The sequence below is a fragment of the Bradyrhizobium sp. USDA 4472 genome (assembly GCF_054058595.1).
Genome location: NZ_JBSSAM010000001.1, coordinates 3,615,553 through 3,640,732 on the forward strand (window position 1 = coordinate 3,615,553; position 25,180 = coordinate 3,640,732).

The 25,180-nt window shown below is 63.0% G+C and carries 28 protein-coding genes; 13 read left to right on the forward strand and 15 right to left on the reverse strand.

Features of this window, described 5'->3' with window-relative positions; all coding sequences use genetic code 11:
- Positions 1 to 58 precede the first annotated feature (58 nt).
- Positions 59 to 841, reverse strand: a complete 783-nt coding sequence (locus ACVWZ4_RS16670) for a class I SAM-dependent methyltransferase (RefSeq protein WP_456699724.1) — start codon at positions 839 to 841, stop codon at positions 59 to 61.
- A gap of 385 nt (positions 842 to 1,226) precedes the next feature.
- On the opposite strand from ACVWZ4_RS16670, the gene ACVWZ4_RS16675 reads away from it, so the two are divergent.
- Positions 1,227 to 2,255: a glycosyltransferase family 2 protein gene (locus ACVWZ4_RS16675; protein WP_456699723.1), complete on the forward strand. Its 1,029-nt coding sequence runs from the start codon at positions 1,227 to 1,229 to the stop codon at positions 2,253 to 2,255.
- Between the two features lie 17 nt (positions 2,256 to 2,272).
- On the opposite strand, the gene ACVWZ4_RS16680 is transcribed toward ACVWZ4_RS16675, so the two are convergent.
- On the reverse strand, positions 2,273 to 3,193 hold the full coding sequence (locus ACVWZ4_RS16680; protein WP_456705089.1) for a glycosyltransferase: 921 nt from the start codon (positions 3,191 to 3,193) through the stop codon (positions 2,273 to 2,275).
- A gap of 281 nt (positions 3,194 to 3,474) precedes the next feature.
- Between ACVWZ4_RS16680 and ACVWZ4_RS16685 the strand changes: the two genes are divergently transcribed.
- Entirely contained in the window at positions 3,475 to 4,551 is a 1,077-nt protein-coding gene (locus ACVWZ4_RS16685) for a glycosyltransferase (protein WP_456740771.1), read from the forward strand.
- Between the two features lie 102 nt (positions 4,552 to 4,653).
- Positions 4,654 to 5,799, forward strand: coding sequence for a GNAT family N-acetyltransferase (locus ACVWZ4_RS16690; RefSeq protein ID WP_456699721.1), 1,146 nt, complete (start codon positions 4,654 to 4,656; stop codon positions 5,797 to 5,799).
- A gap of 42 nt (positions 5,800 to 5,841) precedes the next feature.
- Here ACVWZ4_RS16690 and wrbA read toward each other — a convergent pair whose 3' ends face one another.
- The 3 genes from wrbA to ACVWZ4_RS16705 are packed head-to-tail and all read right to left on the reverse strand — an operon-like array spanning position 5,842 to position 7,969.
- Positions 5,842 to 6,441 (reverse strand): NAD(P)H:quinone oxidoreductase, encoded by a 600-nt coding sequence (gene wrbA, locus ACVWZ4_RS16695; RefSeq protein ID WP_456737237.1) that lies wholly within the window; start codon positions 6,439 to 6,441, stop codon positions 5,842 to 5,844.
- Between the two features lie 43 nt (positions 6,442 to 6,484).
- Positions 6,485 to 7,183 carry a pirin family protein gene (locus ACVWZ4_RS16700; protein ID WP_456699719.1) on the reverse strand — a complete coding sequence of 233 codons (699 nt, stop codon included), beginning with the start codon at positions 7,181 to 7,183 and terminating at the stop codon, positions 6,485 to 6,487.
- Between the two features lie 33 nt (positions 7,184 to 7,216).
- A complete protein-coding gene (locus ACVWZ4_RS16705; protein ID WP_456740772.1) occupies positions 7,217 to 7,969 on the reverse strand; it encodes an SDR family NAD(P)-dependent oxidoreductase in 753 nt (250 codons plus the stop codon).
- A 117-nt stretch (positions 7,970 to 8,086) separates the two neighbouring features.
- Between ACVWZ4_RS16705 and ACVWZ4_RS16710 the strand changes: the two genes are divergently transcribed.
- A complete protein-coding gene (locus ACVWZ4_RS16710) occupies positions 8,087 to 9,022 on the forward strand; it encodes a LysR family transcriptional regulator (protein WP_456699717.1) in 936 nt (311 codons plus the stop codon).
- Between the two features lie 106 nt (positions 9,023 to 9,128).
- Here ACVWZ4_RS16710 and ACVWZ4_RS16715 read toward each other — a convergent pair whose 3' ends face one another.
- Positions 9,129 to 9,386 carry a hypothetical protein gene (locus ACVWZ4_RS16715; RefSeq protein ID WP_456699716.1) on the reverse strand — a complete coding sequence of 86 codons (258 nt, stop codon included), beginning with the start codon at positions 9,384 to 9,386 and terminating at the stop codon, positions 9,129 to 9,131.
- A 274-nt stretch (positions 9,387 to 9,660) separates the two neighbouring features.
- On the opposite strand from ACVWZ4_RS16715, the gene ACVWZ4_RS16720 reads away from it, so the two are divergent.
- Entirely contained in the window at positions 9,661 to 10,014 is a 354-nt protein-coding gene (locus tag ACVWZ4_RS16720) for a hypothetical protein (RefSeq protein WP_456699715.1), read from the forward strand.
- A gap of 6 nt (positions 10,015 to 10,020) precedes the next feature.
- Here ACVWZ4_RS16720 and ACVWZ4_RS16725 read toward each other — a convergent pair whose 3' ends face one another.
- Genes ACVWZ4_RS16725 through ACVWZ4_RS16735 form a run of 3 tightly spaced genes read right to left on the reverse strand, consistent with a single transcriptional unit; the run spans position 10,021 to position 12,142 of the window.
- Entirely contained in the window at positions 10,021 to 10,836 is an 816-nt protein-coding gene (locus tag ACVWZ4_RS16725) for an adenylate/guanylate cyclase domain-containing protein (RefSeq protein ID WP_456740773.1), read from the reverse strand.
- 55 nt (positions 10,837 to 10,891) lie between these two features.
- The gene (locus tag ACVWZ4_RS16730; protein WP_456740774.1) at positions 10,892 to 11,359 is read right to left on the reverse strand and encodes a YbaK/EbsC family protein; all 468 of its coding nucleotides are present in this window, start codon (positions 11,357 to 11,359) and stop codon (positions 10,892 to 10,894) included.
- Positions 11,360 to 11,404: 45 nt separating this feature from the next.
- Positions 11,405 to 12,142 (reverse strand): haloacid dehalogenase type II, encoded by a 738-nt coding sequence (locus tag ACVWZ4_RS16735; protein WP_456740775.1) that lies wholly within the window; start codon positions 12,140 to 12,142, stop codon positions 11,405 to 11,407.
- Positions 12,143 to 12,379: 237 nt separating this feature from the next.
- Here ACVWZ4_RS16735 and ACVWZ4_RS16740 point away from each other — a divergent pair, with 237 nt between their 5' ends.
- A complete protein-coding gene (locus ACVWZ4_RS16740; RefSeq protein ID WP_456699711.1) occupies positions 12,380 to 13,336 on the forward strand; it encodes a c-type cytochrome in 957 nt (318 codons plus the stop codon).
- An 89-nt stretch (positions 13,337 to 13,425) separates the two neighbouring features.
- Here the strand turns inward: ACVWZ4_RS16740 and ACVWZ4_RS16745 are convergent, their stop codons facing one another.
- Positions 13,426 to 14,022, reverse strand: coding sequence for a phasin family protein (locus ACVWZ4_RS16745; protein WP_456699710.1), 597 nt, complete (start codon positions 14,020 to 14,022; stop codon positions 13,426 to 13,428).
- A gap of 211 nt (positions 14,023 to 14,233) precedes the next feature.
- Between ACVWZ4_RS16745 and ACVWZ4_RS16750 the strand changes: the two genes are divergently transcribed.
- Entirely contained in the window at positions 14,234 to 15,253 is a 1,020-nt protein-coding gene (locus ACVWZ4_RS16750) for an alpha/beta fold hydrolase (protein ID WP_456763370.1), read from the forward strand.
- Between the two features lie 629 nt (positions 15,254 to 15,882).
- On the opposite strand, the gene ACVWZ4_RS16755 is transcribed toward ACVWZ4_RS16750, so the two are convergent.
- Complete coding sequence (locus ACVWZ4_RS16755) at positions 15,883 to 16,902, reverse strand: sulfite exporter TauE/SafE family protein (RefSeq protein WP_456740778.1); 1,020 nt, start codon at positions 16,900 to 16,902, stop codon at positions 15,883 to 15,885.
- A 506-nt stretch (positions 16,903 to 17,408) separates the two neighbouring features.
- Between ACVWZ4_RS16755 and ACVWZ4_RS16760 the strand changes: the two genes are divergently transcribed.
- Positions 17,409 to 17,756 carry a hypothetical protein gene (locus tag ACVWZ4_RS16760; RefSeq protein ID WP_456699707.1) on the forward strand — a complete coding sequence of 116 codons (348 nt, stop codon included), beginning with the start codon at positions 17,409 to 17,411 and terminating at the stop codon, positions 17,754 to 17,756.
- Positions 17,757 to 17,814: 58 nt separating this feature from the next.
- Here the strand turns inward: ACVWZ4_RS16760 and ACVWZ4_RS16765 are convergent, their stop codons facing one another.
- The gene (locus ACVWZ4_RS16765) at positions 17,815 to 18,696 is read right to left on the reverse strand and encodes a zinc-dependent alcohol dehydrogenase family protein (RefSeq protein WP_456740779.1); all 882 of its coding nucleotides are present in this window, start codon (positions 18,694 to 18,696) and stop codon (positions 17,815 to 17,817) included.
- A 19-nt stretch (positions 18,697 to 18,715) separates the two neighbouring features.
- Positions 18,716 to 19,600, reverse strand: coding sequence for an amidohydrolase family protein (locus ACVWZ4_RS16770; protein ID WP_456699705.1), 885 nt, complete (start codon positions 19,598 to 19,600; stop codon positions 18,716 to 18,718).
- A gap of 342 nt (positions 19,601 to 19,942) precedes the next feature.
- On the opposite strand from ACVWZ4_RS16770, the gene ykgO reads away from it, so the two are divergent.
- The 3 genes from ykgO (at position 19,943) to ACVWZ4_RS16785 (ending at position 21,212) form a co-directional block, all read left to right on the forward strand.
- The gene (gene ykgO, locus ACVWZ4_RS16775; protein ID WP_006611362.1) at positions 19,943 to 20,068 is read left to right on the forward strand and encodes a type B 50S ribosomal protein L36; all 126 of its coding nucleotides are present in this window, start codon (positions 19,943 to 19,945) and stop codon (positions 20,066 to 20,068) included.
- A gap of 119 nt (positions 20,069 to 20,187) precedes the next feature.
- Positions 20,188 to 20,826, forward strand: a complete 639-nt coding sequence (locus ACVWZ4_RS16780) for a tetratricopeptide repeat protein (RefSeq protein WP_456737245.1) — start codon at positions 20,188 to 20,190, stop codon at positions 20,824 to 20,826.
- A 125-nt stretch (positions 20,827 to 20,951) separates the two neighbouring features.
- Entirely contained in the window at positions 20,952 to 21,212 is a 261-nt protein-coding gene (locus tag ACVWZ4_RS16785; protein ID WP_456737246.1) for a hypothetical protein, read from the forward strand.
- Positions 21,213 to 21,224: 12 nt separating this feature from the next.
- On the opposite strand, the gene ACVWZ4_RS16790 is transcribed toward ACVWZ4_RS16785, so the two are convergent.
- Positions 21,225 to 21,407 (reverse strand): hypothetical protein, encoded by a 183-nt coding sequence (locus ACVWZ4_RS16790; RefSeq protein WP_456699702.1) that lies wholly within the window; start codon positions 21,405 to 21,407, stop codon positions 21,225 to 21,227.
- A gap of 328 nt (positions 21,408 to 21,735) precedes the next feature.
- On the opposite strand from ACVWZ4_RS16790, the gene ACVWZ4_RS16795 reads away from it, so the two are divergent.
- On the forward strand, positions 21,736 to 22,692 hold the full coding sequence (locus ACVWZ4_RS16795) for an alpha/beta fold hydrolase (protein WP_456737247.1): 957 nt from the start codon (positions 21,736 to 21,738) through the stop codon (positions 22,690 to 22,692).
- A gap of 24 nt (positions 22,693 to 22,716) precedes the next feature.
- Here the strand turns inward: ACVWZ4_RS16795 and cycA are convergent, their stop codons facing one another.
- Positions 22,717 to 23,112, reverse strand: a complete 396-nt coding sequence (gene cycA, locus ACVWZ4_RS16800; RefSeq protein ID WP_456737248.1) for a cytochrome c-550 CycA — start codon at positions 23,110 to 23,112, stop codon at positions 22,717 to 22,719.
- Positions 23,113 to 23,369: 257 nt separating this feature from the next.
- On the opposite strand from cycA, the gene ACVWZ4_RS16805 reads away from it, so the two are divergent.
- Entirely contained in the window at positions 23,370 to 24,863 is a 1,494-nt protein-coding gene (locus ACVWZ4_RS16805) for an FAD-linked oxidase C-terminal domain-containing protein (RefSeq protein WP_456737249.1), read from the forward strand.
- The last annotated feature ends 317 nt before the right edge of the window (positions 24,864 to 25,180 follow it).

Genomic DNA, 25,180 nt, shown 5'->3' on the forward strand with positions numbered 1-25,180 from the left:
CGCGGCGGCTGCGCATCCGTCTTGGTAGCATCAAAGCCGGCCGGCGCGCGCATCGCCCTCAGCGCTTCCGCAGGATGACGTGATAGTCGCCGCGGCGGACGTCGGTGCCGCGCGGAAGCACGGCATTGATCGCGGCGGCGCTGGCGTCGACGAGAGCGGCGAACAGCGGCGTGCGTCGCCGCATCTCGGGATAGCGCGGACTCTCGACCTCGCGGCGGTAGATCGTCTCGAGGCCCTGGGCGGCGGCGAACGCCTCGAGCTTCGACAGCGTCACCAGGGGATGGAAGAACGTCGGGAACGGCGCTTGGCCGGGCATTCCGGCCGTCTTGATGCCGCGGATGTTCCGGTAGAACCAGACATGAAACCAGTGAGGCGAGTACTTGGTGACGACGCCGGACAGCGAGCGCGGATTGGGCGCGCCGATCAGCATCATCCCGCCGGGCTTGAGCGCATCGCGGAAGTTCAAAAGCGCCGCCTCCACGTCGGGCAGGTGCTCGATCACGTTGTAGCAGATCACGAGGTCGAAAGTCTCGGAACCGAAGCGATAGGTCTGCACGTCGCCGAGCATGGCCTCGTCCGCATAGGTGTTGTTGCGGACCTGGTCCTCATCGATATCCACGACGGTGACGTAACTGCGGCCAAGCACGTCCATCGGCAGAAAGCTGGAGGAGCCGCCACCCGCCTCGTAGATGGCCAACCGACCCTGCGGCAGCTCGCGGCGCAGCACGTCGTGCACACCGAGCAGGCTGTCGCGGGCTTCGCCGGCCGCGAGGTCGAGCAGTGCCTGGGTGTGTTCGGGGGCGGTAGCTGTCGCGAGATCGATCGTGGCTGACTTGTTCATGTTTTCTGACCGCGCTTGTTCGACTCAAATTTACAGGAAAAGTCTCTCGTCCCCGAAGAGCAAATCCGATGCCGCGCAGCTTCACCGGTCGCGGTGCTTACGGCCGGGTTAATCGCGCCCTGCGTTAACTACGGCATTGTCCAAGTTGCGCCGTTGGCATTGGACTGAAAGTTGCAGTATCAGGCGTGAAGGAACTCGCCGAAAAAGCATGCGAAAGCGGTTAAACGTATGATGGCCTGCTCGATGGCGGTGAGATCGGCGCTGCGGCGCAGATTCAGCAACGAGGCAGGTCGTCCATTTCGGGACGCATCTGTCCCGCGCGACCGTGCCGTCGCGGCACAGTGGACGCAGGGCTTTTTCAACATATCTCGGGCATGAGAACGCAATGACGCTGATCCCGACAGATTTGTCCGCCAGCCGGATCTCGGATGCCGTGCGCGATCCCAACCGGGAGATCGCCGCGAGCTCACGCATTCTCGACCTCTCGGTCGGCATCGTCGTCTGCATTCCCTGTTTCCGTCGTCCCGAACACCTGCGGCTGACGCTGGATTCGCTCGTCAACCAGCGTACGCCGCGCTCCTTCGCGGTGGTGATGGTGGAGAACGATGCGGCAGGGCGCGCGAGCGCTCCTGTTGCCGCCGAATATCTCGCAGCCGGGAAACTCCGGGGCGTCTGCCTGGTCGAGAAGCGGCAAGGCAATTGTCGCGCGATCAACGCGGCGTTCGAGACGGCGCAGGCGCTGTTTCCCGCCGCGACCCGCTTCCTCATGATCGACGACGACGAGATTGCTTCGCCCGATTGGCTCGAGCTGATGGTTCGCACCGCGGAGGCGACCGGCGCCGACGTGGTCGGCGGACCGGTGATGCCTGTGTTCGACGACGATAGTCAGCCCTGGCTCGCGCGCCATCCCGTCTTCTGCCCGGCCTACGACTACACAGGCGCGGTGCCGATGATCTATGGCTGCGGCAATTGCCTGATCACGCGCAGCGCGTTCGAGCGGCTCGGCAGCCCCGCCTTCGATCTGCAATTCAATTTCCTCGGCGGCGGCGATTGCGATTTCTTCAATCGCGGTCGCGACGCCGGCATGGTCTTTCATTGGACGGCGGAAGCCGTCATCAGCGAAACCGTACCGAAGAACCGCACCAATCCCGGCTGGATCGCCAGGCGCGGCCTCCGCATCGGGGTGATCAACTACCGGGTGCGGGCCAAGGCCGCGCAAAGTGTGGCAGCGCGGACGCGCGTCTTTGCCCAGACCTTGGGACGTTTGCCGTTGTCGCTGGTCCGCGCGGCTCGCCTGCTGACGTCAACGAAAGCGGTCGTCGCGATGCACCCGGTGCTGGTGGCCGTCGGATCCGCGCTGGCGGGCTTTGGTTACGACCCTAAGCCCTACGAGGCCTCGAAGATCGTCTCCTGACGCGTTTGCGCCGGCGTCTAGATGCCGAAACAGGACAGCGCGATTTTGGCCGCGGCGCGCGGCATCGCCTTCGGCGACCGCCGGCTGACCATGCCGAGATAGGCCGCCGCCTGGCGATATCGTCCGAAGCGCACCGCCTGCGTCGCAGCATAGGTCAGGAGATGGATTTCGGCCGCCTGCCGCAGTCTCGGCGCCGCGCCTGATGGCAGCTTGCGCAGGATCAATTCATCCCCGAAAACGCGCGCGACCGCCGGCAAGAAATCCCGCGGTGTTCGTACCGCGGCGCTCATGGTGTTGGCCGTGTGCAGGCGATAATCGAGCAGGAGCTTTGGTACATAGGCGAACGCGCCTGTTGCGGCGAGGCGGCACCAGCAATGCCAGTCCTCGCAATATCGTAGCGAGACGTCGAAGCCGCCGGTCGCACGAAAGGCCTCGGTGCGTACCAGCATGATGCCGCCATTGACGATGAAATTGCCGCTGGCAAGCCGTTCCAGCACGTTGCCGGACGGCTTGCGGCGTCCCTTCAGGAGGTCGCGCCGGCCGATCGATCGCCCTGCGCTGTCGATCGTGTTGTAGTCGCCATAGACCAGCACCGCCCGTGGCGCGTCTTTCGCCGCGGCCAGCAGTGTCGTCACCGCATCGGGGCGCAGCCGGTCGTCGGCGTCGAGGAACATCAGCCAGCTCCCGCCCGCGCTCTGTGCGCCGCAGTTGCGCGCGGCCGAGACGCCGCTGGCCTGATTTGTGATCAGGCGAAGCCGCGGATCGCGGATGGCATGGACCAGCGCAACGGTGTCGTCGGTCGATCCGTCGTCCACAACGATGATCTCGGTCACGTCGCATTGCGCCAGCGCACTTGCGATGGTCTCGCCGATATAGGTGGCGGCATTCTTCGCGGGGATGACGACGGAAACCGCTGGCGACGTTGCGCGCGGCTCCATCACCGCCGGTGCGGCGGTCGGTGCATCGAGCGTGGCGTCGGCGAGGGGCAAGCGATGGCTCGTTGCTTTAATGATCTGTTAACCCCGGCTGCCGGCAATCGCAGTCTGAGCTGGAACGGATGATACCCACATAACGATCAATTCGTTGCTGCAAAGGCTGCCAAGCCGTCGGTTTCGTAGATTAGCGTTAAACCTGTCGCGTTAAAGCTGCCGCAGACCTCGAGAGGAGCGGCAGCCGGTCTCACGAGACAATGCAGGCTTTGCTGCCGCGGATGGATCCAGTGCCCGCAAAGACATTCGACTACGATCCCGACGCCATGATCCTCAACCTGTTCTACGAGGACAAGGATGATCGCTGGTTTCGCGGCGACCGCCATCTGCGGCGCATGGCACGCAAGATGTTGTTCGGCGAACCGCGCATGAGCGGACAGCTGCGCGTGTTCCTCAATCTTTGCGCCGGGCTCGACCGCCTCGGCATCCGCTATCGCGTGAACGACTACGGCTACATCGCGCAGCATCCGGAGGAACTGGCCTGCATCATCGGCCGCGCCTTCCTGCTCGACAAATTTGCGTGGAAGAACCCGATCCTGCTCGGCGTTGCCGCCTTTAACCATCCGCTCGACGATCCTGACCTGTTCAAGCGGCTTCCCGTCAGGAAATTCCTGGTGCCCGGCCCGTGGTATGCCGAGATGTACCGGCCGCATTGGCCGGCGACGGAAGCCTGGCCCGTCGGCATCGATACCGATTTGTGGGCGCCGTCGCGTCCGCGCGACAAGACCGTCGATGTCCTCGTCTACGACAAGGTCAGCTGGGACCGCGAGCGCTACCTGCCCGAGCTGATCGAGCCGGTCCGCGCCCGGCTCGTCAGGGAGGGCCGCTCGTTCATCGAGCTGCGCTATGGCAGCTACAAGGAGGACGGTTTCCAGGCCGCGCTGGCGCGTTCGCGCGCGATGATCTTCCTGTGCCAGAACGAGAGCCAAGGCATCGCCTATCAGCAGGCGCTGTCCTGCGGTGTGCCGGTGTTCGCCTGGGACCCCGGCGGTCCCTGGCCGGATCCGGATTATTATCCGCACCGGGTCCGGTTCGAGCCGGTGTCGTCGGTACCCTATTGGGACGATCGTTGCGGTCTCAAATTCGTCGACCTTGCCGGCTTCGAGGAGCGGTGGGCGGATTTCTGGGAGGGCTGCACCGCGGGCAAATTCGATCCGCGCAGTTTCATCATGGACAACCTCACATTGGAGCAGCGTGCGCTGCAATATTACGAGATCGCGCGGAACGTCGCACGGCAGCAGGTTCCTGCGGCCTCCGGCATGCTGGTTGATGGACGGTTAACGGGAGACGGGTTAGGCGCAGTGTGAGCGTTGCGAAGGTATCGGCTTAACGATAAGCGGCGACGTAACTTGTGGCCTGCGACAAAACATAATCTATCTCGACACGCATTGTAACTGTATGCCCCGCAAATGGCGTTTCTCAGCGTCGAGCAGTTAGACGGTCGGGTGTCGTCCAGCACGTCGGGAATCTCAGTCGATTTCTTGCGGGACTGGCGACAGGCCGCGTTGCGCCTCGACGCCGGTCATCGCACTGCGTTTCAGCATGCCAGCTGGTTAGGTGCCTGGTACGAGGCGTTTCACGGCGTCGCACCGCTGATCGCTGTCATCACCGACAGGGCGACCGGCAAGGACGTCGCTGTCGTGCCGATGTTCAGCCACGTCAGGCGCGGCATCCGCGTGATCGAGTTTGCCGATCTCGGCGTCTCCGACAACAACGCTCCGATCCTCGCCCGCGACGCAGCCTTCGATTCGGCTGCGGCAAAGGCGATCGGTGCGGCATTCGTCGATGCGTTGCGCGCCTTGCCCGACGGCTTCGACCTCCTGCGATTGAAGAAGATGCCGGCCCATGTCGGCGTGAAGCCGAACCCGCTGGTGTCGCTCGGCCGGCTCGGCTCGTGCTCGCTCAACGGCAACGTCGTGCTGACCGGCGACGACTATGCGGCTTACCAGGCGTCGATCAAGCGCATGCAGATGCCGCGCTGCTGGCGCGTGTTCAACCGCAATGCCGGTGCGCGGTTCGAGATCGCCACCGACCCCGCGCGCGCGCACCAGCTGCTTGACGTGACTGACCTGCAGCAGCAGGCGCGCATGCGGCAGCTCGGCTTGCGGTTCGTCCTCAATGATGAAGCCCATGCCCGCTTCTACCGAGACGTCGCCCGGCGAGGCGTTGCGGAAGGCTATGCGGTGATCTCGGCGCTGGTCTGCGACGAGGGCATCGTCGCCACCGCGTTCGGCGTCAGATATGGCGCGACCTACTTTCTGTTGCGTATCGGCCATGCCGGCAGGCAATGGGCGAATTGCTCGCCGGGGCTGCTCGTCACGGAGCGCACCATGGCGGCCCTGCATGCGCAGGGCGTGCGCCGTTTCGATCTCAGCATCGGCAATCACGACTACAAGCGGCGCTTCGGCGCCGAGCCGGTGCCGCTGACCGATGTCAGCGTTGCATTGTCCTGGCGCGGCCTGCCTTACATGCTGCGCGACCATGCGGCGCAGGGCCTGCGCCGTTATCCGACGCTTGCGGCCTTTGCCTCAGGGGTCATGGGCAAGCTACGCTGAACCGGGCGGCGTTCCCCTGGCGAGAACGCCGCCCGTATCCCATCAACCGTGCAGCTTCTTCGCGGTCTCCGCGATCTGGCGGCCCTGGTAACGCGCGCCGGCGAGCTCGTTGGCGCTGGGTTGGCGGCTGCCGTCGCCGCCGGTGATCGTGGTGGCGCCATAGGGCGCACCGCCGGTGACCTCGTCGAGCCTCATCTGTCCGGCAAACCCGTAATTCATGCCGACGATCACCATGCCGAAATGCAGGAGGTTGGTGATGACGGAGAACAGCGTCGTCTCCTGGCCGCCATGCTGGGTCGCGGTCGATGTGAATGCGCCGCCGACCTTGCCGTGGAGCGCGCCCTTGGCCCAGAGCCCGCCCGCCTGATCCAGGAAATTGGCCATTTGCGAGGCCATGCGGCCGAAGCGAGTGCCGGTGCCGACGATGATGGCGTCGTAGCTGGCGAGGTCCTCGACCTTGGCGACCGGGGCTGCCTGATCGACCTTGTAATGCGAGGCTTTCGCGACTTCGGCCGGCACCAGCTCGGGCACGCGCTTGATGTCGACAGTGGCGCCGGCTTCGCGCGCGCCTTCGGCCACTGCATTGGCCATCGCTTCGATGTGGCCATAGGCGGAATAATAGAGGACGAGAACTTTGGTCATGGTGGTCTCCGTTTGATTGGATGTGATTGCGAGATGTCGGATGTTACGCGGCGTCGACGAGCACGAGCTCGGAATCTTCGAGCGCCGTGATCCTCAGCCGGCCCTCGTCGCGGATTGCGGCGCCGTCGCGGGCGTTGACGCGCACGCCGTTGATTTCGACCGCGCCCGCTGCGGGCACGAGATAAAGGTGCCGCGCCTGGTGCGCCTCGTACTCGGCGCTCTCGCCGGCCTTCAGCGTGGTCGCGAGCACCCGTGCATCGGCGCGGATCGGCAGCGCGTCGGTGTCGCCTGCAATGCCACTGGCGATCGTGACGAGCTTGCCCGAGCGATCGCCCTTCGGGAACGGCTTCGAGCCCCAGGTCGGCTGGCCGCCACGCGCGGTCGGCTCGATCCAGATCTGGAAGATCCGGGTCTTGGTCGGCTCGAGGTTGTATTCGGAGTGGCGGATGCCGCTGCCGGCGCTCATCACCTGCACGTCGCCGGCTTCGGTGCGGCCCTCGTTGCCGAGGCTGTCCTGATGGGTGATCGCGCCTTCGCGTACATAGGTGATGATTTCCATGTTGGCGTGCGGATGGGCCGGAAAGCCGGTGTTCGGCGCGATCTCGTCGTCGTTCCAAACCCGCAGGGCACCGTGACCCGTATTGTTCGGGTCATAATGGCTGGCGAAGGAGAAATGATGCTTGGCCTTGAGCCAGCCGTGATCGGCGCCGCCGAGTTTTGCGAAGGGTCTGAGTTCGATCATGGGAATGTTTCCTTGAGTGTAGTGGGCTCGGCGTCAGGCGCCAAACCCGCCGTCGACATTGAGGACGGTGCCGGTGACGAAAGAGGCTTCCGGACTTGCAAGGAAGACCACGCCGGCGGCGATCTCTTCCGCAGTCCCGAAGCGTTGCAGCGCGTGCTGCTTGCGCTGCGCGTCGGCAAACTCACCGTCGTCGTCCGGATTCATGTCCGTGTTGATCGAACCCGGCTGCAGCACGTTGACCGTGATGCCGCGCGGTCCGAGGTCGCGCGAAGCGCCCTTGGAGTAACCGACGATCGCAGCCTTGCTTGCCGCGTAATCGGCGAGACCGGGAAACGAGGCGCGTGTGGCAATACCCGAACCGATCGTGACGATGCGGCCGCCTTCACCCATCAGCTTCGAGGCGGCGCGGATCGCGGCGACCACGCCGTGCACGTTGATGTCTTCCTGGCGAGCGAGCGCGGCGGTGTTGGTTGTGGGATCGTCGATCAGTCCACCGACGGCGACGCCGGCATTGTTGACGAGGATGTCCAACCGGCCGAAATCGTTGGCAACACTCCTGACCAGTTGATCGACCTCCTCGGCCGAAGCCTGGTCGGCCTTGTAGGCGCGGGCCTTGAGGCCGCGAGCCTTCAGCTCGGCGACGACGGCTTCGGCTTTTTCGGGCGAAGCGACGTAGCTGATGGCGACGTCCGCGCCTTCATCGGCGAGAGCGCGGGCCGAGGCCGCGCCGATGCCGCGCGAGCCGCCGGTGACGAGGGCAACCTTGCCTGAGAGCTTGCTGGTCATTGGACGTCTCCATTCCTGAATTTCTGATGGCCCTTGGATAAGCCTCCGCCTGTGGTATAGAAATAGAAACTGTTGAAACACATTGTTTCCCAAGATAGCCCCAACGGACCCCGCGCCATGGCAAAGCTCCCCGACTTCGAGGCCCTCGCGATCTTCGCAAAAGTGGTGGAATTACGCTCGTTTGCGGGGGCTGCGAGCGAGCTCACGATGTCGAAGGCCACGGTGTCCAAGGCGGTCACGCGGCTGGAGGAGCGGCTCGGCGCCCGGCTGTTCAACCGCACCTCGCGCCGCCTCGCGTTGACCGATGCCGGCCACAAGCTCGCCGATCGCGCCACGCGGCTGCTCGCCGACGGCGAGGCGGCGGAGAACGAGGCGTTGGCGCAGTCGGTGGCGCCGCGCGGCCTGGTGCGGCTCGCGGTGCCCATGACGTTTGGGAACAAAGCCGTGGCGCCACTGCTGCCGGAGTTCTTCAAGGCCTATCCGGAGGTCTCGGTCGATCTGCATTTGAGCGATGCCACCGTCGATCTCATTGGCGAAGGCTTTGACATGGCGGTGCGGATCGCGCGGCTGCCGGACTCGTCCCTGATCGCGCGACGGCTCTTCACCATGCCGCGCTTCACCGTGGCCGCGCCCTCCTATCTGAAGAAGCATGGTCGGCCGACGCATCCGATGCATCTCGCCGGGCACAAGTGCTTCAGCTACGCCTATCTCTCGACGCCGAACGTCTGGCACTACACCAACGCGGCCGGCGAGCAGGCCAGCGTGCGTCCAGGTGGACAGCTTCGCGTCAACAACGGCGAAGCGGTGATGCCCTCGCTCGTCGCCGGCCTCGGCATCGCCGAGCTGCCCGAGTTCATCGTGGGCGATGCGATTTCCTCCGGCGCCGTGGAAGTGATCCTGAAGGATTGGAAGCAGGCCGAAGGGGCCGTGCATCTGGTGACCCCACCCGGCGGCCCGCGCCCCGCGCGCGTCGAAGCACTCGCTGATTTTCTTGCCGCGAACCTGCCGGGCACGTGCAAGCGGAAGCCGAAGAACGGTGCGAAGACCGGATAGGGGCCTCGAAGGACTTCGGCCATTGCGAGGAGCCAAGCGACAAACATCCAGGATCTTCCCACGGACAGATTTTGGATTGCTTCGCCGCGGGACGTCGGTCTTCCAGCTACGGCACTCTCGCGCCATCGATCGCGACAATCCGCAAGCTCGGTTTCATCGTCTGCTCCAGCTGCGACTTCAACGCATGCACGCGCGGATCGGTCGAGCGCGCGGCGCACACCGCGTATTGATGCACCGACTGAGCCAGGGCGCGGCGCGCCTCCGGCGTTCGCGTCAGTTCCGGCGTCGAGAGACGCAGGACGATAGCTGCCAGGTTCACCAGCATCTCGTCCAGCGCGAGGTCGATCGTTGCAAGCTTTCCCATGGCACCTTCCCTCCTCAGAATCCCGGCGGGGCAACGGAGGGTGGCGAGATGCGTTCCGGAGCGGGGCTGATATGGCTAACGTTTCGTGAACATCGCTTTCTGCGGACCACCGCGCTGCTCAGCGACGGCGTGCAGGCGCTCGACTGATTGCGGCGGGCAAGAAGATCGGGTGATGGAATAGGTTCCGGCTCCTTCACATTTTTTTGTGATTCCGAACCTTCCCGCAGTTCATCGTTTAACGACGAATTCGACGGACTCGGGAAGGGATCGAGACATGCGAGCAGAGCGGATTGCGCTGGGTATGGCGCTAGCGATTGGCGGCATCGTCGCGCAGAGCGCAGCATTCGCCGAAGAATATCGCGGAACCATGGAGCAGCAGATGGCCTGCACGCCTGACGTTTGGCGCCTGTGCAGCGCCCAGATTCCGGATGTGAGCCGCATCACCGCCTGCTTGCGGCAAAACACGCCGCTGCTTTCCAGCGGCTGCCGCGCGGTGTTCCAGTCCAACAATCAGGTGCCACCGCAGCAGCTGGTCCCGCGCAACCGTGCTGCACCGCCGCCGCGCTACTACAATGGGCCGCCACCTCAGCAGATGCAGCCGAGCCCGTATGACGATGACGACGATTAGCGCCGTCTAGCGCCTGTCCCGTTCGGGTCGATGTCCAAGCACAGTCCGCAAGACGACGCCGAAGAGAATGACTGCAACCGGCCAATGGAACCAGATCTTATGGGCGCCAGTGGCCAGATTGATAAAAATCAAAAAGGCCGACACCGCGAAGCCCGCTGCAACCTGGCGGGGCAGCTTTCGGAGCCAATCCAGGACGACGTTCGCCGATGAAGATGGCTCGCGCCTGTCGCCCGTCCGCGGACGTGCTGTCTGCCGGGCAGTATCTTCGACCGGGAGGTTCCCTTGCCTTGCGGTTTGGCTGCCGAGAGTCACCCGATAACTGGTCTGGGGAGCAACGTTCTTCATGGGACGCTGGCCGAGACAGTCGAAGCCAACCGACAATTTGTTGTGCACCTGATCGTAGACGGAGCTCGAGATCACCACGCCGCCGGGATCGGCGAGTTCCTGCAGCCTCGATGCGATATTGACCCCGTCGCCATAGATGTCGGAGCCGTCAACCATCACATCGCCGAGATTGATGCCGATGCGAAATCGCATCGGGTTCAACGGAGGCGGGGCTGATTCCTGATCGGAAATCTCCTGCTGGATCTCGACCGCGCATTGCACGGCCTCGACGACGCTGGCGAACTCGGCGATCACGGCATCGCCCCAGGTGTTCACGATGCGGCCGTCATGGCGCTCGACCAGCCGCGCAATGGCCGCGCGGGAGCGGCGGAGCGCCTCCAGCGTTCCGGCTTCGTCCGCTTCCATGAGACGGGAATACCCGTACACATCAGCGCACAGCACGGTGGTCAGTCGTCGTTTCACCTTGTCGTCGGGCATGGTTCCTACACTAACCTCCCTGACCGGCAAATGCATCACGCATCCCGCGCCCGCGTCAGGACCTGTGCTCGCAGACATCGACCCATTCGGCCGCCGTCAATTCGGCCATGCGTTCAGGCGTGATGCGGACCGCGCTGTGGGTCGAGCCCGCGGCAGGCACCACCACTTCGAACGCCTTCAGCGACACGTCGCAATAAACCGGCAGGGGCGACTTCAGCCCGAATGGGCAGACGCCTCCGACCTCGTGGCCGGTGATGTCGGCGACCTCTTCCAGCCCCAGCATCTTCGGCTTGCCGCCGAACTGCGCCTTCACCTTCTTGTTGTCCATGCGCGAGGTGCCGGCGGCGACGATCAGGATCACGCGTTCGCCGATGCGCAACGACAGGGTCTTGGCGATCATGCCGGGCTCGACACCATAGGCTTCGGCGGCCAGCGTCACCGTCGCCGAGCTGATCGGAGATTCGATGACTGTTATGTCGGGGGCTTTCTCGGCGAAGAAGGCGCGAACGGATTCCAGGCTCATTCCAATCAGCTCATTCCGGACTTACGGGCGGGCGGCATGTCCGGGTCATCCCTTGATGATCCCGGGCAGTTCCGAGAGCGACCGAACACGATGATCCGGCGCGAAGCCGAGCTCGTCCATCTGGGTGCGGATCGCCTTGAACATGGTCAGCGGTGCCACGAGTTCGGTCTCGACGCAAGCCAGCGCCATCGCCTCCGGCGTCACCCGCTCGATCCAGGCGACGTTCAGTCCGAACGACTTTGCCCCGGCCACGTCCCAGGGGTTGGAGGAGACGAACAGCACCTCCTCAGGCGCGGTGCCGAGAACCTCGCCGATCAGCTCATAGGCCTGCGGGCTCGGCTTGAAGATCTTCTTTGCGTCCACACTGATGGTGGCATCGAGCAGGCGGTCGAGGCCGGAATTGCGCACAAGCGCGTTCAGAATGTCAGGGCTGCCATTGGAGAGGATGGCAAGCTTTCGCGGTTTTAGCGCTGTGAGCGCGATCGCTGCATCCGGATAGAGATCGAGATGCAGGTACTTCTCGATGATGCGCTCGAAGGCCGCATTCTCGCAGGCGAGTCCGAGCACGCGCAGCGTATAGGCCAGCGAGTCGCGAGTGACATCAGAAAAATCCTGATAACGCCGCATCAGTGAGCGCAGCCAGGTGTATTCGAGTTGCTTGATCCGCCAGACCTGCGTGATGATCTCGCCATAGCCCGGAAACGCGTCCTCGGTGATCTCTGCGACCGACTGGATGTCGTAGAGCGTACCGTAGGCGTCGAACACGACGGCTTTGAGGTTCATGGGCTGTCCTTCCGGGCCGTTGCGGTCACAATATCTGCTCGGGGGATGCGCTTCATCGTCAGCTTACCAGAGCACCTCGGAAGTTTGCCACTGCAAGCGTGATCGGCGGCTTGTGACAATTCCAACCTCAGGACTGCGGGCTTTAACCGCACCCAAACCCGATTGCTCCGGCGCGGATTGGTCGCTAATTTCCCTGTCTTCGTCCGGGCAAGTGAGCCGGAGGCGAACATGGCACGATTGGCAGCGGCCGCTCAGGCGGCGGGTGCACTCACCATAATTCTCTTGTGTATGCCGCGCACGCACGCGCAAGTCACCGACGAGCCTCCGTTTTGGGCGTACACTTACAACCCGCCCGATTTCAAGCCGCCGCCGGATGACGGCCAATCTCGGCACGTTCCCGACAGCACGGTGAGCTATACAGTCCCAGAAACGCGTGATCGCTTCCTGGCGCCGGATTGGCACCCGGATGACCATCCGGCGATGCCGACGGTGGTGGCCAGCGGTCGGCCGCCTGACGTCTACGCCTGCGGCTTCTGCCATCGTGCCTCCGGCACGGGTGGTCCGGAGAGCGCAGACATCGCCGGCCTGCCGGTGGCATATTTCATTCAGCAGGTGCAAGACTACAGGAGCGGCAAGCGTGCGACGGCACGAGCCGACCGCATTCCGCAAGCATGGATGATCTCGGTCGCAAAGGCAGCGAACGACGATGAAATCAAAGCGGCGGCTGAATATTTTGCCGCCATCAAGCCGAAGACGTTGGTTGATGTGGTGGAGACTGAAACCGTGCCGAAGCCTGCGGTCGCCGGCTGGTTCTTCGTCACTCAAGGCGATGAGCGCGAGCCGATCGGCACGCGCATCATTGAGACACCGGCGGACATTGGCCGCTTCGTCAACCGCGACGCGCGCGTCCGCTTTATCGCCTACGTGCCCATGGGTAGCGTGGCTGCCGGCCGCGCGCTGGCCGCGAGGCCCGAGATCGCCTGTTCCACCTGCCACGGCGAGAAGCTGACCGGCACGGACGTCGTGCCGGGAATCGCCGGCCGCTCCCCGACCTACCTCTTTCGCCAGCTCTACGATTTCCGGCACGGATTCCGCGCGGGGCCGAACAGCAAGCCGATGATCGACGTGGTCAAATCGCTCGACGAGGGACACTTGCTGCCACTTGCCGCCTATCTCGCCACGCTGGAGCGATAAAGCGGCTGCGTCGCCCGCACAGCTTAGGGCGGGCGCGTGCGCGGCCGAGATTCCACCGCGCTCGCGTGCCACCATCGTGCCAGCCGCGCCTAGGCGGCCTGCCGCATGCGTTCGATGCTCTGGGTTATGTGGTTTCCGGCGTCGTCAGCCACCTTCAGAGACAAGTCCGCCATCCGGCGGCTGGTCTCCAAGGCGCTACTGATCGTGTCGCGCATGAGATCGGTCTGCACCGCCGCCAAATCGTGAAGGGTCCGGCAGCGCGAGAGTTCATCCATGCGGTCCATGGTCCTCTCGATCTGCTGTCGAACGAAATCGAAGTACTCGCGCGACGCACCGTTCATTCCTTTGGCGACTGCGGTCATGGAGTACATGATTGCTTCGGCGTTACGGACCGAGCGTTCTGCTCCCCGCTGCGCTTCATTGCCCGAAAAACCGAACCCGCGACCTAGCCGGTCAGTCGAGCGGCCCATCACTGCCGTGGCCATGTCGACGCCGAAGCGCCAAGTGTTCTGCAGCATCTCGGCATTTTGTCGAAAGAGATGGCTGCTGGCTTGCGCCACCTCCTCCCCGGCCTCGGCGGTAGCCAGGCCGATCCGTCTGGTCTGCTCTGCGGTCCTCTCGCCGGCGCGGCGGATTGTGTCCTCGGGGTTTTGCGTCGATTTTTCCTCCGGACGTGGGTTGGCCATTCGTTGCTCCATCTTTGTTGTTGGTGAGGTCGGATCCTGCCCGCTCCGTCGGAGATGCCATCCTAGGCGAGGAAACGTGGGCATTTCTGGACCGTTCCGGCCGGGCAATTTTTTAATCAAACCTCCGCCATTGCGCGCAGGAACGAGCGCTTCAACTTCCAATTATTCCTGGGTTGGCTCACCTGCTCCGCGCTGCACGGCCAATGTTTTCATGGCCCTCGATCATCAAGGCTTGGCAATGACCACCACTGAAACCGTGTTGCTCATCGGTATCTTGTTCTTGGCACTTCTCGTCATTGGCAATATCGGCTTCGCCAAACTGGCGGAACGGAGGAATCCACCAATCGGCAAGTTTCTCGAGTGCGACGGCGTCGTACTCCACTATATCGATCGGGGTGATCCCGCGGCTCCCTGCGTCGTGCTGCTTCATGGCAACGGATCCATGATCCAGGACTTCACGATCAGCGGGCTGGTCGATCTTCTTGCTCGCAGCAACCGCGTGGTGTGCTTCGACCGTCCAGGCTTTGGCTATAGTCGGCGGCCGCGGCTCCGAGTATGGAGTGCAGCAGCTCAAGCAGCTCTGTTGACGAAGGCGCTCGACCAGATCGGGGTCCGTGATCCCGTGGTGCTGGGCCATTCCTGGGGCGCCTTCGTCGCCATCGCTCTCGCCATGAGGAAGGATTATCCGATCCGGGGCCTTGTGCTTGCGTCCGGTTACTACTTCCCAACCGGCCGCTTGGATGTCTGGCTGATGTCGGGTCCAGCCATACCGGTCTTGGGCGACCTGATCAGTTACACTGTCGCGCCTGTCATCTCGTGGGCCATTTTGCCGGGAGCTCTCCGCAAGATTTTCGCGCCCCGGTCCGTCCCGCCGACGTTCAAGAATAAATTTCCAGCGTCCCTCGTTCTCAGGCCCACACAATTGAGGGCGGCTGCGGAGGAAAGCGCACTTCTCATTCCGACCGCAGCACAATTCCGAGCCTATTATTCGGCCATGGACGACGACGTGCAAATATTCCATGGAATGGAGGATCGGGTGATCGAACACAAACAAGCGCGAGATTTACATCAAGCGCTGCCTCGGTCCGATCTTCACCTCGTCCCCGATGCCGGACATATGGTCACCTACGCAGACCCCGCGGCCATCACGGAGGCCGTCAATTCAATAATCAGATCTTCTAAGGCACCTGCTTTTCAAGCTGGAAGGGCACCGAACATATCGTCGAGGTGATTTGGAAACGAGCGAGGTGATCCGGCCGTCAGGTCCGCCCGCTGCTGCCCTGGTTCGGAGGGTGGGTCGAGCTCTTGCGAAACCCGTCGCGTGACGGACGGAGCCAGGCAGTCGCTTGTGCGATCCGATAGGGAAGATTGATGGGGTTCGCGAGAGCTAAGCCTATCCTGTGCGCTGACAGCAGCTACGGCCGCCAGCCTCTGGTGTCCAGCAAGATGCCGTGATTGCGCCCGGGCACGTTGAGGTCATAGGTTTTGAGTGTCGACCAGTCTAAACCCCAAACTAGACCATGGATTCGTTGCGCACGAATCGCCCGGTGATGGCGTCTCGAACGAGTTTGTTGGTCCAGTCAGCGAGCAGGTTGTTGAGCGGACCGTGAAAGGATGGAAGCTCAGAGCACTGTGCAAAAGGCCTCACCCTCCTCCACAGTTGACCACAAGTCGAAATCCAGACGTTTTGCTCCCCGGTTCGTAGGGTTGTGCTCTTGCGAAGCCCATCGCCTGACGGGCGGAACCAGTACCAAGCAATCGTTGGTGCGATCCGATGAAGAGAACGAATTTTGATGGGGTTCGCTTTCCGCTCTACCCATCCTTACGCGCTTGATTGTGCCTCGCACTGTGGCTGCTAATTCAAGGCAAAACTGCAAAGACCAACATGGCGACAGCAAGGATCGCGACAGCGTAACCGAGGTCGGTGTTGAGTCGGGCAAGCGGGTCGTAGGGAGGTTCGGTCATGTCCGAAGCCATGCGATGATCCGGCCCACCCGGGGCGCCGGGCGTAAGCAAAGCTCTTTCCGATCGCCTTGAGGCCGCTGTCCGCGTGAAAAACATGAACAGCAGATAGCAGTCGGTCAACAATGTGAGGACCAGGACGACATAGGCCGAGGGGCTTTCCAGCAAATTCAGCTCGATCAATACCCGAGAGAAACCGAATCCGACTACCCACGCATCAAAGCTCATGCATATCCGACGAAACGTCTCCGCATCCAGATGGCGGATGACATAGGCGCCGAGCGGTACCCCAACTGCAACGCAGGGAACAAACACCCACAAGACGTTCTGGCTTTCAGACGTAAACAGTCCAAGCTGGTAATAGACGATGGCGGTCACGCTCGATTCCGCCACGCGAACCAATGCGAGACCTGCCCGGAACTCGGTTTTGACCAGACCCTGGTTGTTGAACAGGATCGCGAGCGGCGGTCCCGAGATGGTGGTGACCGAATACAGGATGCCGAGCACAGTTCCAAAGGGCAGACCGACCCACCATGTCTGCCGAACGGGTCTCCGAAAACCGGCTGCCTGAACCAGGATGAGGGGCAGAATGAGTGCGTAGGTCCCGAGTTTGATCCAGCCCGGCTGAAGCGTCGTGAGAACCAGGGCTCCTGTTCCGATGCCGGGCAGGAGCCCGGTGACGATTGGAAGCACCCTCTTCCATACCGCTGCGACGCCCTGCAGATTGATGAATAGAACGTAGAAGTTGGTGACGACCTCGACCAGGACGACGGCGGGATTCAGGATGCGGTTTGCATAGAAAACGAGAGCCACCGGCACGGTGAGCGAGGAAAACCCATAGCCGAGCGCGCCATTTACGAAGGCTGCAAGAAAAGCGATGCCGGCGAGAACGATCACCGCAGTATCAAGAGGAGGCATCGTTGGCTCCTATGCGGGCAATGGTCGCCGGCGAGGCGAGGCGCTCATCCTATCACGTCCAGCGGTCTGTTTGCAGGCTGGAACCCTTCCGGGACCGTCAGTGATGTGAGAAAGATTCGTACCGGATCACCATGACGCGCTGCCGTCCATCATAGGGCTGACAGCCGGCCCCAAAGAGATGCGCCGTCTCGGCTGGGCTCATGAGGTTAGATTGGTTGATGCCGAATCCTGCGCCGCTGTCGGAATGAAAAGCCGTGGAATGCCTGCCTCGGTGGGCTGGGCATCCCTGAGACAGGCTCAGCGGAATCATTCATGCCGACATTGATCCAGCCGCAATCCATTCGCACTGACCGAGCGGCCCCTCGCAAGTTGAACGCGAAAGAATCGAAGCCATCCACCATCAACGTGTGGGCGTTTCCCGGCGTCTGAAACCCGCCTGGGCTCCGTTCGGAACTTTGCCGAAGCCTTTCCGTTCCCGTTAGCGGGCACGAACGTAGGCAGGCGCGATGAAATGGATGTTGGTCGTCCTGGTCGGCGGCATCTCACCCGTCAACACCGATCTGGTGTTCGACAAGTTCAGTGACTGCCTTTCCGCCGAGGAGCAGATGCGGCAGCACTACGCGGATGCGTTCGATGCGTGGGATCGCACGGCTGCGGAACGGATCGACCGGCGCAGGGACTACAAGAAAGCCCGCGATATTGAAGCCAAGCGGCTGCTGAGCAACGTAGGGACCTGCGTCCCGCACGGTGGCGGCGATGCGCAGCCGGTCATAGCGCCGCAGCAGCAACCTTCTGCACCAGCGTCACCGCAACCTGCCGCGACACCGTCGCCGCAGCCAACGCCGCGACCTTAGCGACAGCCGCCATGTCTAGCCCAATGTCTGGCCCGGTTTCGCCAGGAACGCCCCGGCTCTAAAATTCTACGACGACCTTGCCGAAGTGCGAGCCGGTGCGGAGGTGAGCATAGGCCTCGGGCACCTCATCGAAGTGGTAGACCCGATCGATGATCGGGTGGATCACATGTTCACTCAAGAAGTCGTTCATCGCCATGAAATGTTCGACCGAGCCAACCGTCACGCCGATGATATCGGCATTCTCCCATTGAAGTCGCGCAAGGTCGGGCTTCGGGCCGAATCCCGTCAAGACGCCGATCTGAACGATCTTGCCGCCCGAAGCGACGGAGCGCAGCGATCGGTCATAGGTGCCGGGACCGCCGAGTTCGAGGATATGACTGGCGCCAACGCCATCTGTCGCCTTCATCAGGGCGGCGTCCCAGTCGGGTGTGTCGCGATAGTTGATCAGGATCGAGCCGCCAAGGGCCTTGGCGCGGGCGAGTTTTTCGTCCGAGGACGAGATCACGATTGCGCGCGCGCCGAGCGCCGTCGCGAATTGAAGGCCGAACAGCGCGACGCCGCCCGTTCCCTGGACCAGCAGCGTGTCGCCTTTGCCCATGCCGCCGCGCGTGATGAGGCCGTGCCAGGCCGTGACGCCGGCACAGGGCAGGGTCGCTGCTTCGACCGAGGACAGATGCGGCGGCACGGACACCAATGCGGTTTCCGGCAGCACGACATATTCTGCCAGCATTCCGTCCATCGTGTTGCCACCGAGCGACGACGAGACGTAACTGGACTTGAACGGCCCCGAGACCCAATGGCGGAAGAACGAGGCGGCAACACGGTCTCCGGCTCGCCATTGCGTGACGCCGGGGCCGATGGCGTCAACGATGCCAGCGCCGTCAAGCGTGAACTGATCGTGGAATGCGCCGGCGCCCGCCCGTTGGCGGGCGTCGCGCAATGTCAGTAGGGGAGCGCGGTCAGATCCCCAAAATCTTGCGCGCGTTGGCCTTCAACACCTTCGGCCGGATCTCGTCGCGGATGTCGAGCTTGGCGAAGTCGGCCAGCCAGCGGTCCGGCGTGATGACGGGCCAATCCGAGCCGAACAGCATCTTGTCCTGCAGGATCGAGTTGATGTAGCGCACCAGGATCGGCGGGAAATATTTCGGCGACCAGCCGGACAGGTCGATGTACACGTTCGGCTTGTGGGTCGCGACCGACAGCGCTTCTTCCTGCCAGGGGAAGGAGGGGTGGGCGAGGATGATCTTGAGGTCGGGGAAGTCGGCCGCGACGTCATCCATGTACATCGGGTTGGAATATTTCAGCCGCATCCCCATGCCGCCGGGCATGCCCGAGCCGACGCCGGTCTGGCCGGTGTGGAACAGCGCGATCGCGCCGCCATTGTTGATCTCTTCGTAGAGCGGATAGGCCATGCGATCGTTGGCGTAGAAGCCCTGCATGGTCGGATGGAATTTGAAGCCGCGCACGCCATATTCCTCGATCAGCTTGCGCGCTTCGCGGGCGCCGAGCTTGCCCTTGTGCGGATCGATCGAGACGAAGGGGATGAGGACGTCGAGATGATCGGAGGCGGCCTCGATCATCTCGTAATTGTTGTAGCGGCGGAAACCGGTCTCGCGCTCGGCATCGACGGGGAAGATCACCGCGGCGATGTTCTTGGAGCGGTAGTAGGCTGCGGTCTCCGGCACGGTCGGCGGATGCTTGTGCGGCGACTTGAAATACTCGGCCATCTGCGCCTGGAAGTCGTCATAGCCGTCGTCGCCGTGCATGCCGCAGGGCTCCTCGGCATGGGTGTGGATGTCGATGGCGACGACGTCGTCGATATTGGGCAGCTTCAGCTTCGGCATGGGTGTCCTCCCGACGGGTTGCCGAATTGATTATAGGATATAACGAGTTTGGCAAGGCGTTGCTGGGGCGCAAACCCAAAGCTGCAAAAGTCTTTGTCGGGGCTGGCCGCGAAGCGGGCGAATTGGCCCGATCCGGCCACATCTACTGTGCATGGGGTTGTTTTCACGATTTTGGCTGGGCGGAAGGCGGCAGTTAACATTGACATCACCTCCTGCCATGCCTTAAGAACCGCCCCGTCCCGGGCGGTCGGTCCGCCGGCGGGAAAGATCTCATTTTGCCACATTCGCGCGTGCCGAAACGGTAGTGCCGAACACGGCCTTTCGAACGTTCAGGATTCTGCCATGAAGGTCCGTAACTCCCTGAAGTCGCTGCGCGGTCGCCACCGCGCCAACCGTCTGGTCCGCCGCAAGGGCCGGGTCTATGTGATCAACAAGGTGCAGCGCCGCTTCAAGGCTCGCCAGGGCTGATCCAAGCGGCTGATGGCCCTCGCGGTCGCCTTCGCGCGTTCCCGCAAGACCACGGTCTCACACGAGTTTGACGCCGCCTTTGCTTGGCAAGGGCGGCTTTGCGCGTTTACACTTTCACCATGACCGTGAGATTCCCGCATCTGCGCACGCTGTGTCTGGCCCTGGTTCTCGGCACCGCAGGGTTTGCGCCGGCGCTGGCCCAGGATGATCCGGCGCCATCGATGAAGCAGCCGAAGAAGCTGCCCGAAGCGCCGGCCAAGCTGCCCAAGGCCGAGCGCACCAAGAATCTCGATTTTCTGTTCGGCGCGCTGAAGGCCGCTCCCGACGAGGCCAGCGCCAAGCATGTCGAGGCGCGGATCTGGGCGATCTGGCTGCAGACCCCGAGCGATACCGCAGCGCTTCTGATGGCGCGGGCCAAGGCCGCCGTCGATGCACAGAAGGTCGATGTCGCGATCAAGCTGCTGGATTCCGTCATCAAGCTCCGGCCCGACTACATCGAGGCTTGGAACCGGCGCGCCACGCTCTATTACATGCAGAACGACTATGCCCGCTCGCTCGCCGACATCCGCGAGGTGCTGATCCGGGAGCCGCGTCATTTCGGCGCGCTCGCAGGGCTCGGCATGATCATGCAGGACGTCGGCGACGAGAAGCGCGCGCTCGAGGCCTACCGCAAGGCGCTCGCCGTCAATCCGCACCTCGAGAAGATTCCCGAGCAGGTGAAGGCTTTGACCGAGAAGGTCGAAGGCCGCGACATCTAGCCGATATTTCGATCATTTTTCGAATGATTGCCGCACGTGGCGATTAACCACGAAGACACAGGCCAAATCGCAAGCACTGTTGTCGGCGCTCCCGCAGGTCTACCTGCAAGGCAGGAGCAATAGCCATGAAGCGTCTGATCGTTGCTTGTAGCTTGCTGTTGGTCTCGGGGACGACGAGCCTCGCCGACGGATTGTTCTGGGTGGTCGGCAACCGCGCCACCGGCAAGTGTAACATCGTGACCAGCAATCCGGTCATCAACGGCGACACCTGGTTCGGCGACGGCCCTTACAAATCCAGGGACGATGCCAAGCTGGCGCGCTCGACCATCCGCGCCTGCCCCGTGCTCACGCCCGACGAGCAAAAGGCCGAGGACGGCGCGGGCTAGCTAGCCTGTGTGTCAGTGCAGGACGCTGGTGCCACGCTCCACCAGGCCTCGATTGACGACCGCTGCGTAGGCCTTGGCGAGTTCCGTCTCGAGATGCTCGTTGATCAGGAGCAGCGCCCGCACGGCTCCGCGCAGATCGCCGTTGCAGCTTGCGACGATCTCGTCGATTGCGGTGTCGTTCGATCTGAAGCTCATCGAAAAATCCTCCGGTTCAAACCAGGACAATCCTGCCGGTCTTTCCTGCATCCCCGAGGCCGCGAGGAGGGATCGGCGCCCATCCGCGTCTCAATGGCGGAACCGACCGTGGCGATTATAAGGAAGCTGCGATGACGGCTGCATGAAGTTGTCCGAGCCCTGCGCGTTACCGGACCGGGGAATTGATTTCATTGGGATTTCTGGTTCGGCAATTGTGCACATATCCACAGGTCGGCATTTTGGATGGAGGCTCCGATCCTGCTTGCGCGAAACTGCGGACGGCATCATTCGTAGCTGCCATGTGGCCTGGATCCTCCGGACTTTCTCAATGATCGTTTTATCCGTCTTGACGGCACTGGTTGTGCTGGCGCTGGTCACGCAGGCCGGAATTGTCGCCGTGCAACGTTCTTTTCCGCCCCAGGGCCGGATGATCGAGGTCGATGGGGCGACGCTCCATGTCGTCGACATCGGTCCGCGCGACGCCGGCCCGCCCATCGTGATGTTGCACGGGGCAAGCTCAAACCTCGAAGTGATGCGGCATCCGCTCGGCGATCTCCTGGCGAAGCGGCACCGCGTCATCCTGATCGACCGGCCCGGGCATGGCTGGAGCACGCGTGCACGGCGGCAGGATTCGACGCCGGAGATTCAGGCGCGGATGATCGACGCGGCGCTCGGCAGGCTCGGGATCGATCGCGCTGTTTTCGTCGTGCATTCCTGGAGCGGCGCGCTCGGTGCGCGGCTGGCGCTCGATCATGCAAGGCGTGTCGCCGGACTGGTGATGCTGGCACCAGTGACGCATCCCTGGCGCGGCGGCGTCGGCCGCTACAACGAGATCATCGCAATGCCCGTGATCGGTCCGCTGCTCGCTTATACCATCACGCTGCCGCTCGGCTATTTCATCGCTGACTCTGGTGCGCGCAGCGTTTTTATGCCGCAGACGATGCCTGATGGTTTTGTGAAGCAGTCCGCGACGCCGCTGTTGCTGAGGCCGCGGGAATTCATCGCCAATGCCTATGATCTGGTGACGCTGAAGTCGTCGGTGGCCGCGCAGGCTCCGCGCTACGGCGAGATCAAGATGCCGGTCACGATCATTGCCGGCGAGCCCGACAAGACGGTGAAGACCGAGATCCACGCACGCCCCTTCGCGGCGATGGTCGCGAATGCGAAGCTGATCGTGCTGCCCGATCTCGGACACATGGTGCAGAGCGCGGTGCCGGATCTCGTGAAAACGGAGATCGAGACGATGATTGCCAACATCGGCTCGCCGCAGGCGGCCGCCAGTTGAATCCGGCGGCCGCCGTTCGTCCGCCTACTGCTTGATCTTGCCGTCCTTGTCGAACTGCGAGACATAGGCCCAGAGATTGTTGATCTCGTTCTCGTTCTTGATGCCGGCGAATGCCATCTTGGTCCCGGGGATCTTGGCCTTCGGGTCCTTGATGTATTCCTTGAATTGCGCCTCGTTCCAGGTGATGCCGGAATTCTTGTTCGCGTCCGAATAATTGTAATCAGGCGCGGTGCCGGAACGGCGGCCATCGAGGCCGTTCAATTCGGGGCCGACCTTGTTCTTGGCGCCTTCGCCGATCGCGTGGCAGGCCAGGCACTTGTTGAACGACGATTTGCCCGCCGCGACGTCCTGCGCCATCGCGCTGGAGGCCGTGGCAGTGACGGTGAGGATCATCAGCGCGCCAAAAGTCAGTTTTTTCATAGGGTGCTTTCCCGGTGGGGTCTCATCTGATCGGTTTTCGTCGAACCTGCCGGTTTTGGCATGGCGCGCGCGGCTTCGACAAGCCACGAAACCATGACGGGTTTCATGCCTGCCGACTTGTCCCAGGGCGAACTCGCGGCAGATCGTGGCTCCGACTTTTGGACGGCCTACCCAAACCAGCGCCAGCGTGATTGATTTGCCGTGATAGGATTGACCGTGCGGCGCAAGCCGGAACGATATGCCGCGAGGGAATTAACATGGCCATCATGATGCCTGCGAGTGATCAGGCAGTGCTCGCGCGCCGCGCGGAGATCGTTGCTGCATTGCGCGCAATCGTGCCCGGCGAGGGCGTGATCGATACGCCTGCCGAGATGCGGGCCTATGAATCCGACGGGTTGACCGCCTATCGGCAGCCGCCGATGGTCGTGGTGCTGCCTGATACGACCGAGCAGGTCTCGCTGATCCTGAAATATTGCGCCGGGCAGGGCATCAAGGTGGTGCCGCGCGGCTCCGGCACCTCCCTATCAGGCGGCGCACTGCCGCTGGAAGACGGCGTGCTGCTCGGGCTCGGCAAGTTCAAGCGCATTCGCGAGATCGATTTCGACAACCGTGTCGTCGTCACCGAGCCCGGCGTCACCAATCTGGCGATCAGCCAGGCGGTCGCGCATGCCGGCTTCTATTACGCGCCCGATCCGTCCTCGCAGATCGCCTGCTCGATCGGCGGCAATGTCGCGGAAAATTCCGGCGGCGTGCACTGCCTCAAATATGGCATGACCACAAACAACGTACTCGGTTGCGAGATTGTCCTGATGAGCGGTGAGATCCTGCGCATCGGCGGCAAGGGGTGCGAGAATGCAGGCTATGACCTGATGGGCGTCATCACCGGCTCGGAGGGCCTGCTCGGCGTCATCACCGAGATCACGGTGCGCATCTTGCAAAAGCCCGAGACGGCGCGGGCGCTGATGGTCGGCTTCGCGGAAGTCGAGGCGGCCGGCGAATGTGTCGCGCGCATCATCGGCGCCGGCATCATTCCCGGCGGCATGGAGATGATGGACAAGCCGGCGATCCATGCCGCCGAAGCCTTTGTCCATGCCGGCTATCCGCTCGACGTGGAAGCGCTGCTCATCATCGAGCTCGATGGTCCCAAGATCGAGGTCGACGAGCTGATCACGCGCGTCGAGACCATCGCGAATGCCTGTGGCTCGACCACCTGCCAGATCTCGACCTCGGAGGCCGAACGCAATCTGTTCTGGGCGGGCCGCAAGGCCGCATTCCCAGCGGTGGGCCGCATCTCGCCCGATTATCTCTGCATGGACGGCACCATCCCGCGTGGCGCGCTGCCGAAGGCGCTGGCGCGCATCCGCGAGCTCTCGGAAAAATACCAGCTCGGCTGTGCCAACGTGTTCCACGCCGGCGACGGCAATCTGCATCCGCTGATTCTTTACGACGCCAACAAGCCCGGCGAAATCGAGCGTGCGGAAGCCTTCGGCGCCGACATCCTGCGCGCCTGCGTCGAATTCGGCGGCGTGCTCACCGGCGAGCACGGCGTCGGCATCGAGAAGCGCGACCTGATGGGCGACATGTTCACCGAGATCGATCTCAACCAGCAGCAGCGGCTGAAATGCGCCTTTGATGCGCAGGGTCTGCTCAATCCCGGAAAGGTGTTTCCGACGCTGCACCGCTGCGCCGAGCTTGGCCGCATGCATGTGCATGCCGGCAAGGTGGCATTCCCCGATATTCCCCGGTTCTGACGGTCGGCGATCTGGCACCGGTGCGATGGCGGACGTTCCGCGCTGGTCCTGCGCAGATCGCCGTTGCGCGCGATCATTTAGGCGCGCGGCGCAGCGGTCCGGATCGAACCGCGGTGCGCGAGCTGGTTTCGACAGCAGCCCGTATAGCGCCCGCTCGCGCTTGCCAGCAGCGGCAGCGCCTGGCCGGCGGTGTAGGTCTTGAAATGCGCGCTCTCCTGATATGCCCCAAGGCGGCGTCGTCGCGGAACGGCTCGTAGGACAGCAACTGGGCCGGAGTGTCCTTGGCGCGAGACAGGGTGGACGAAGCGAGGATGTCG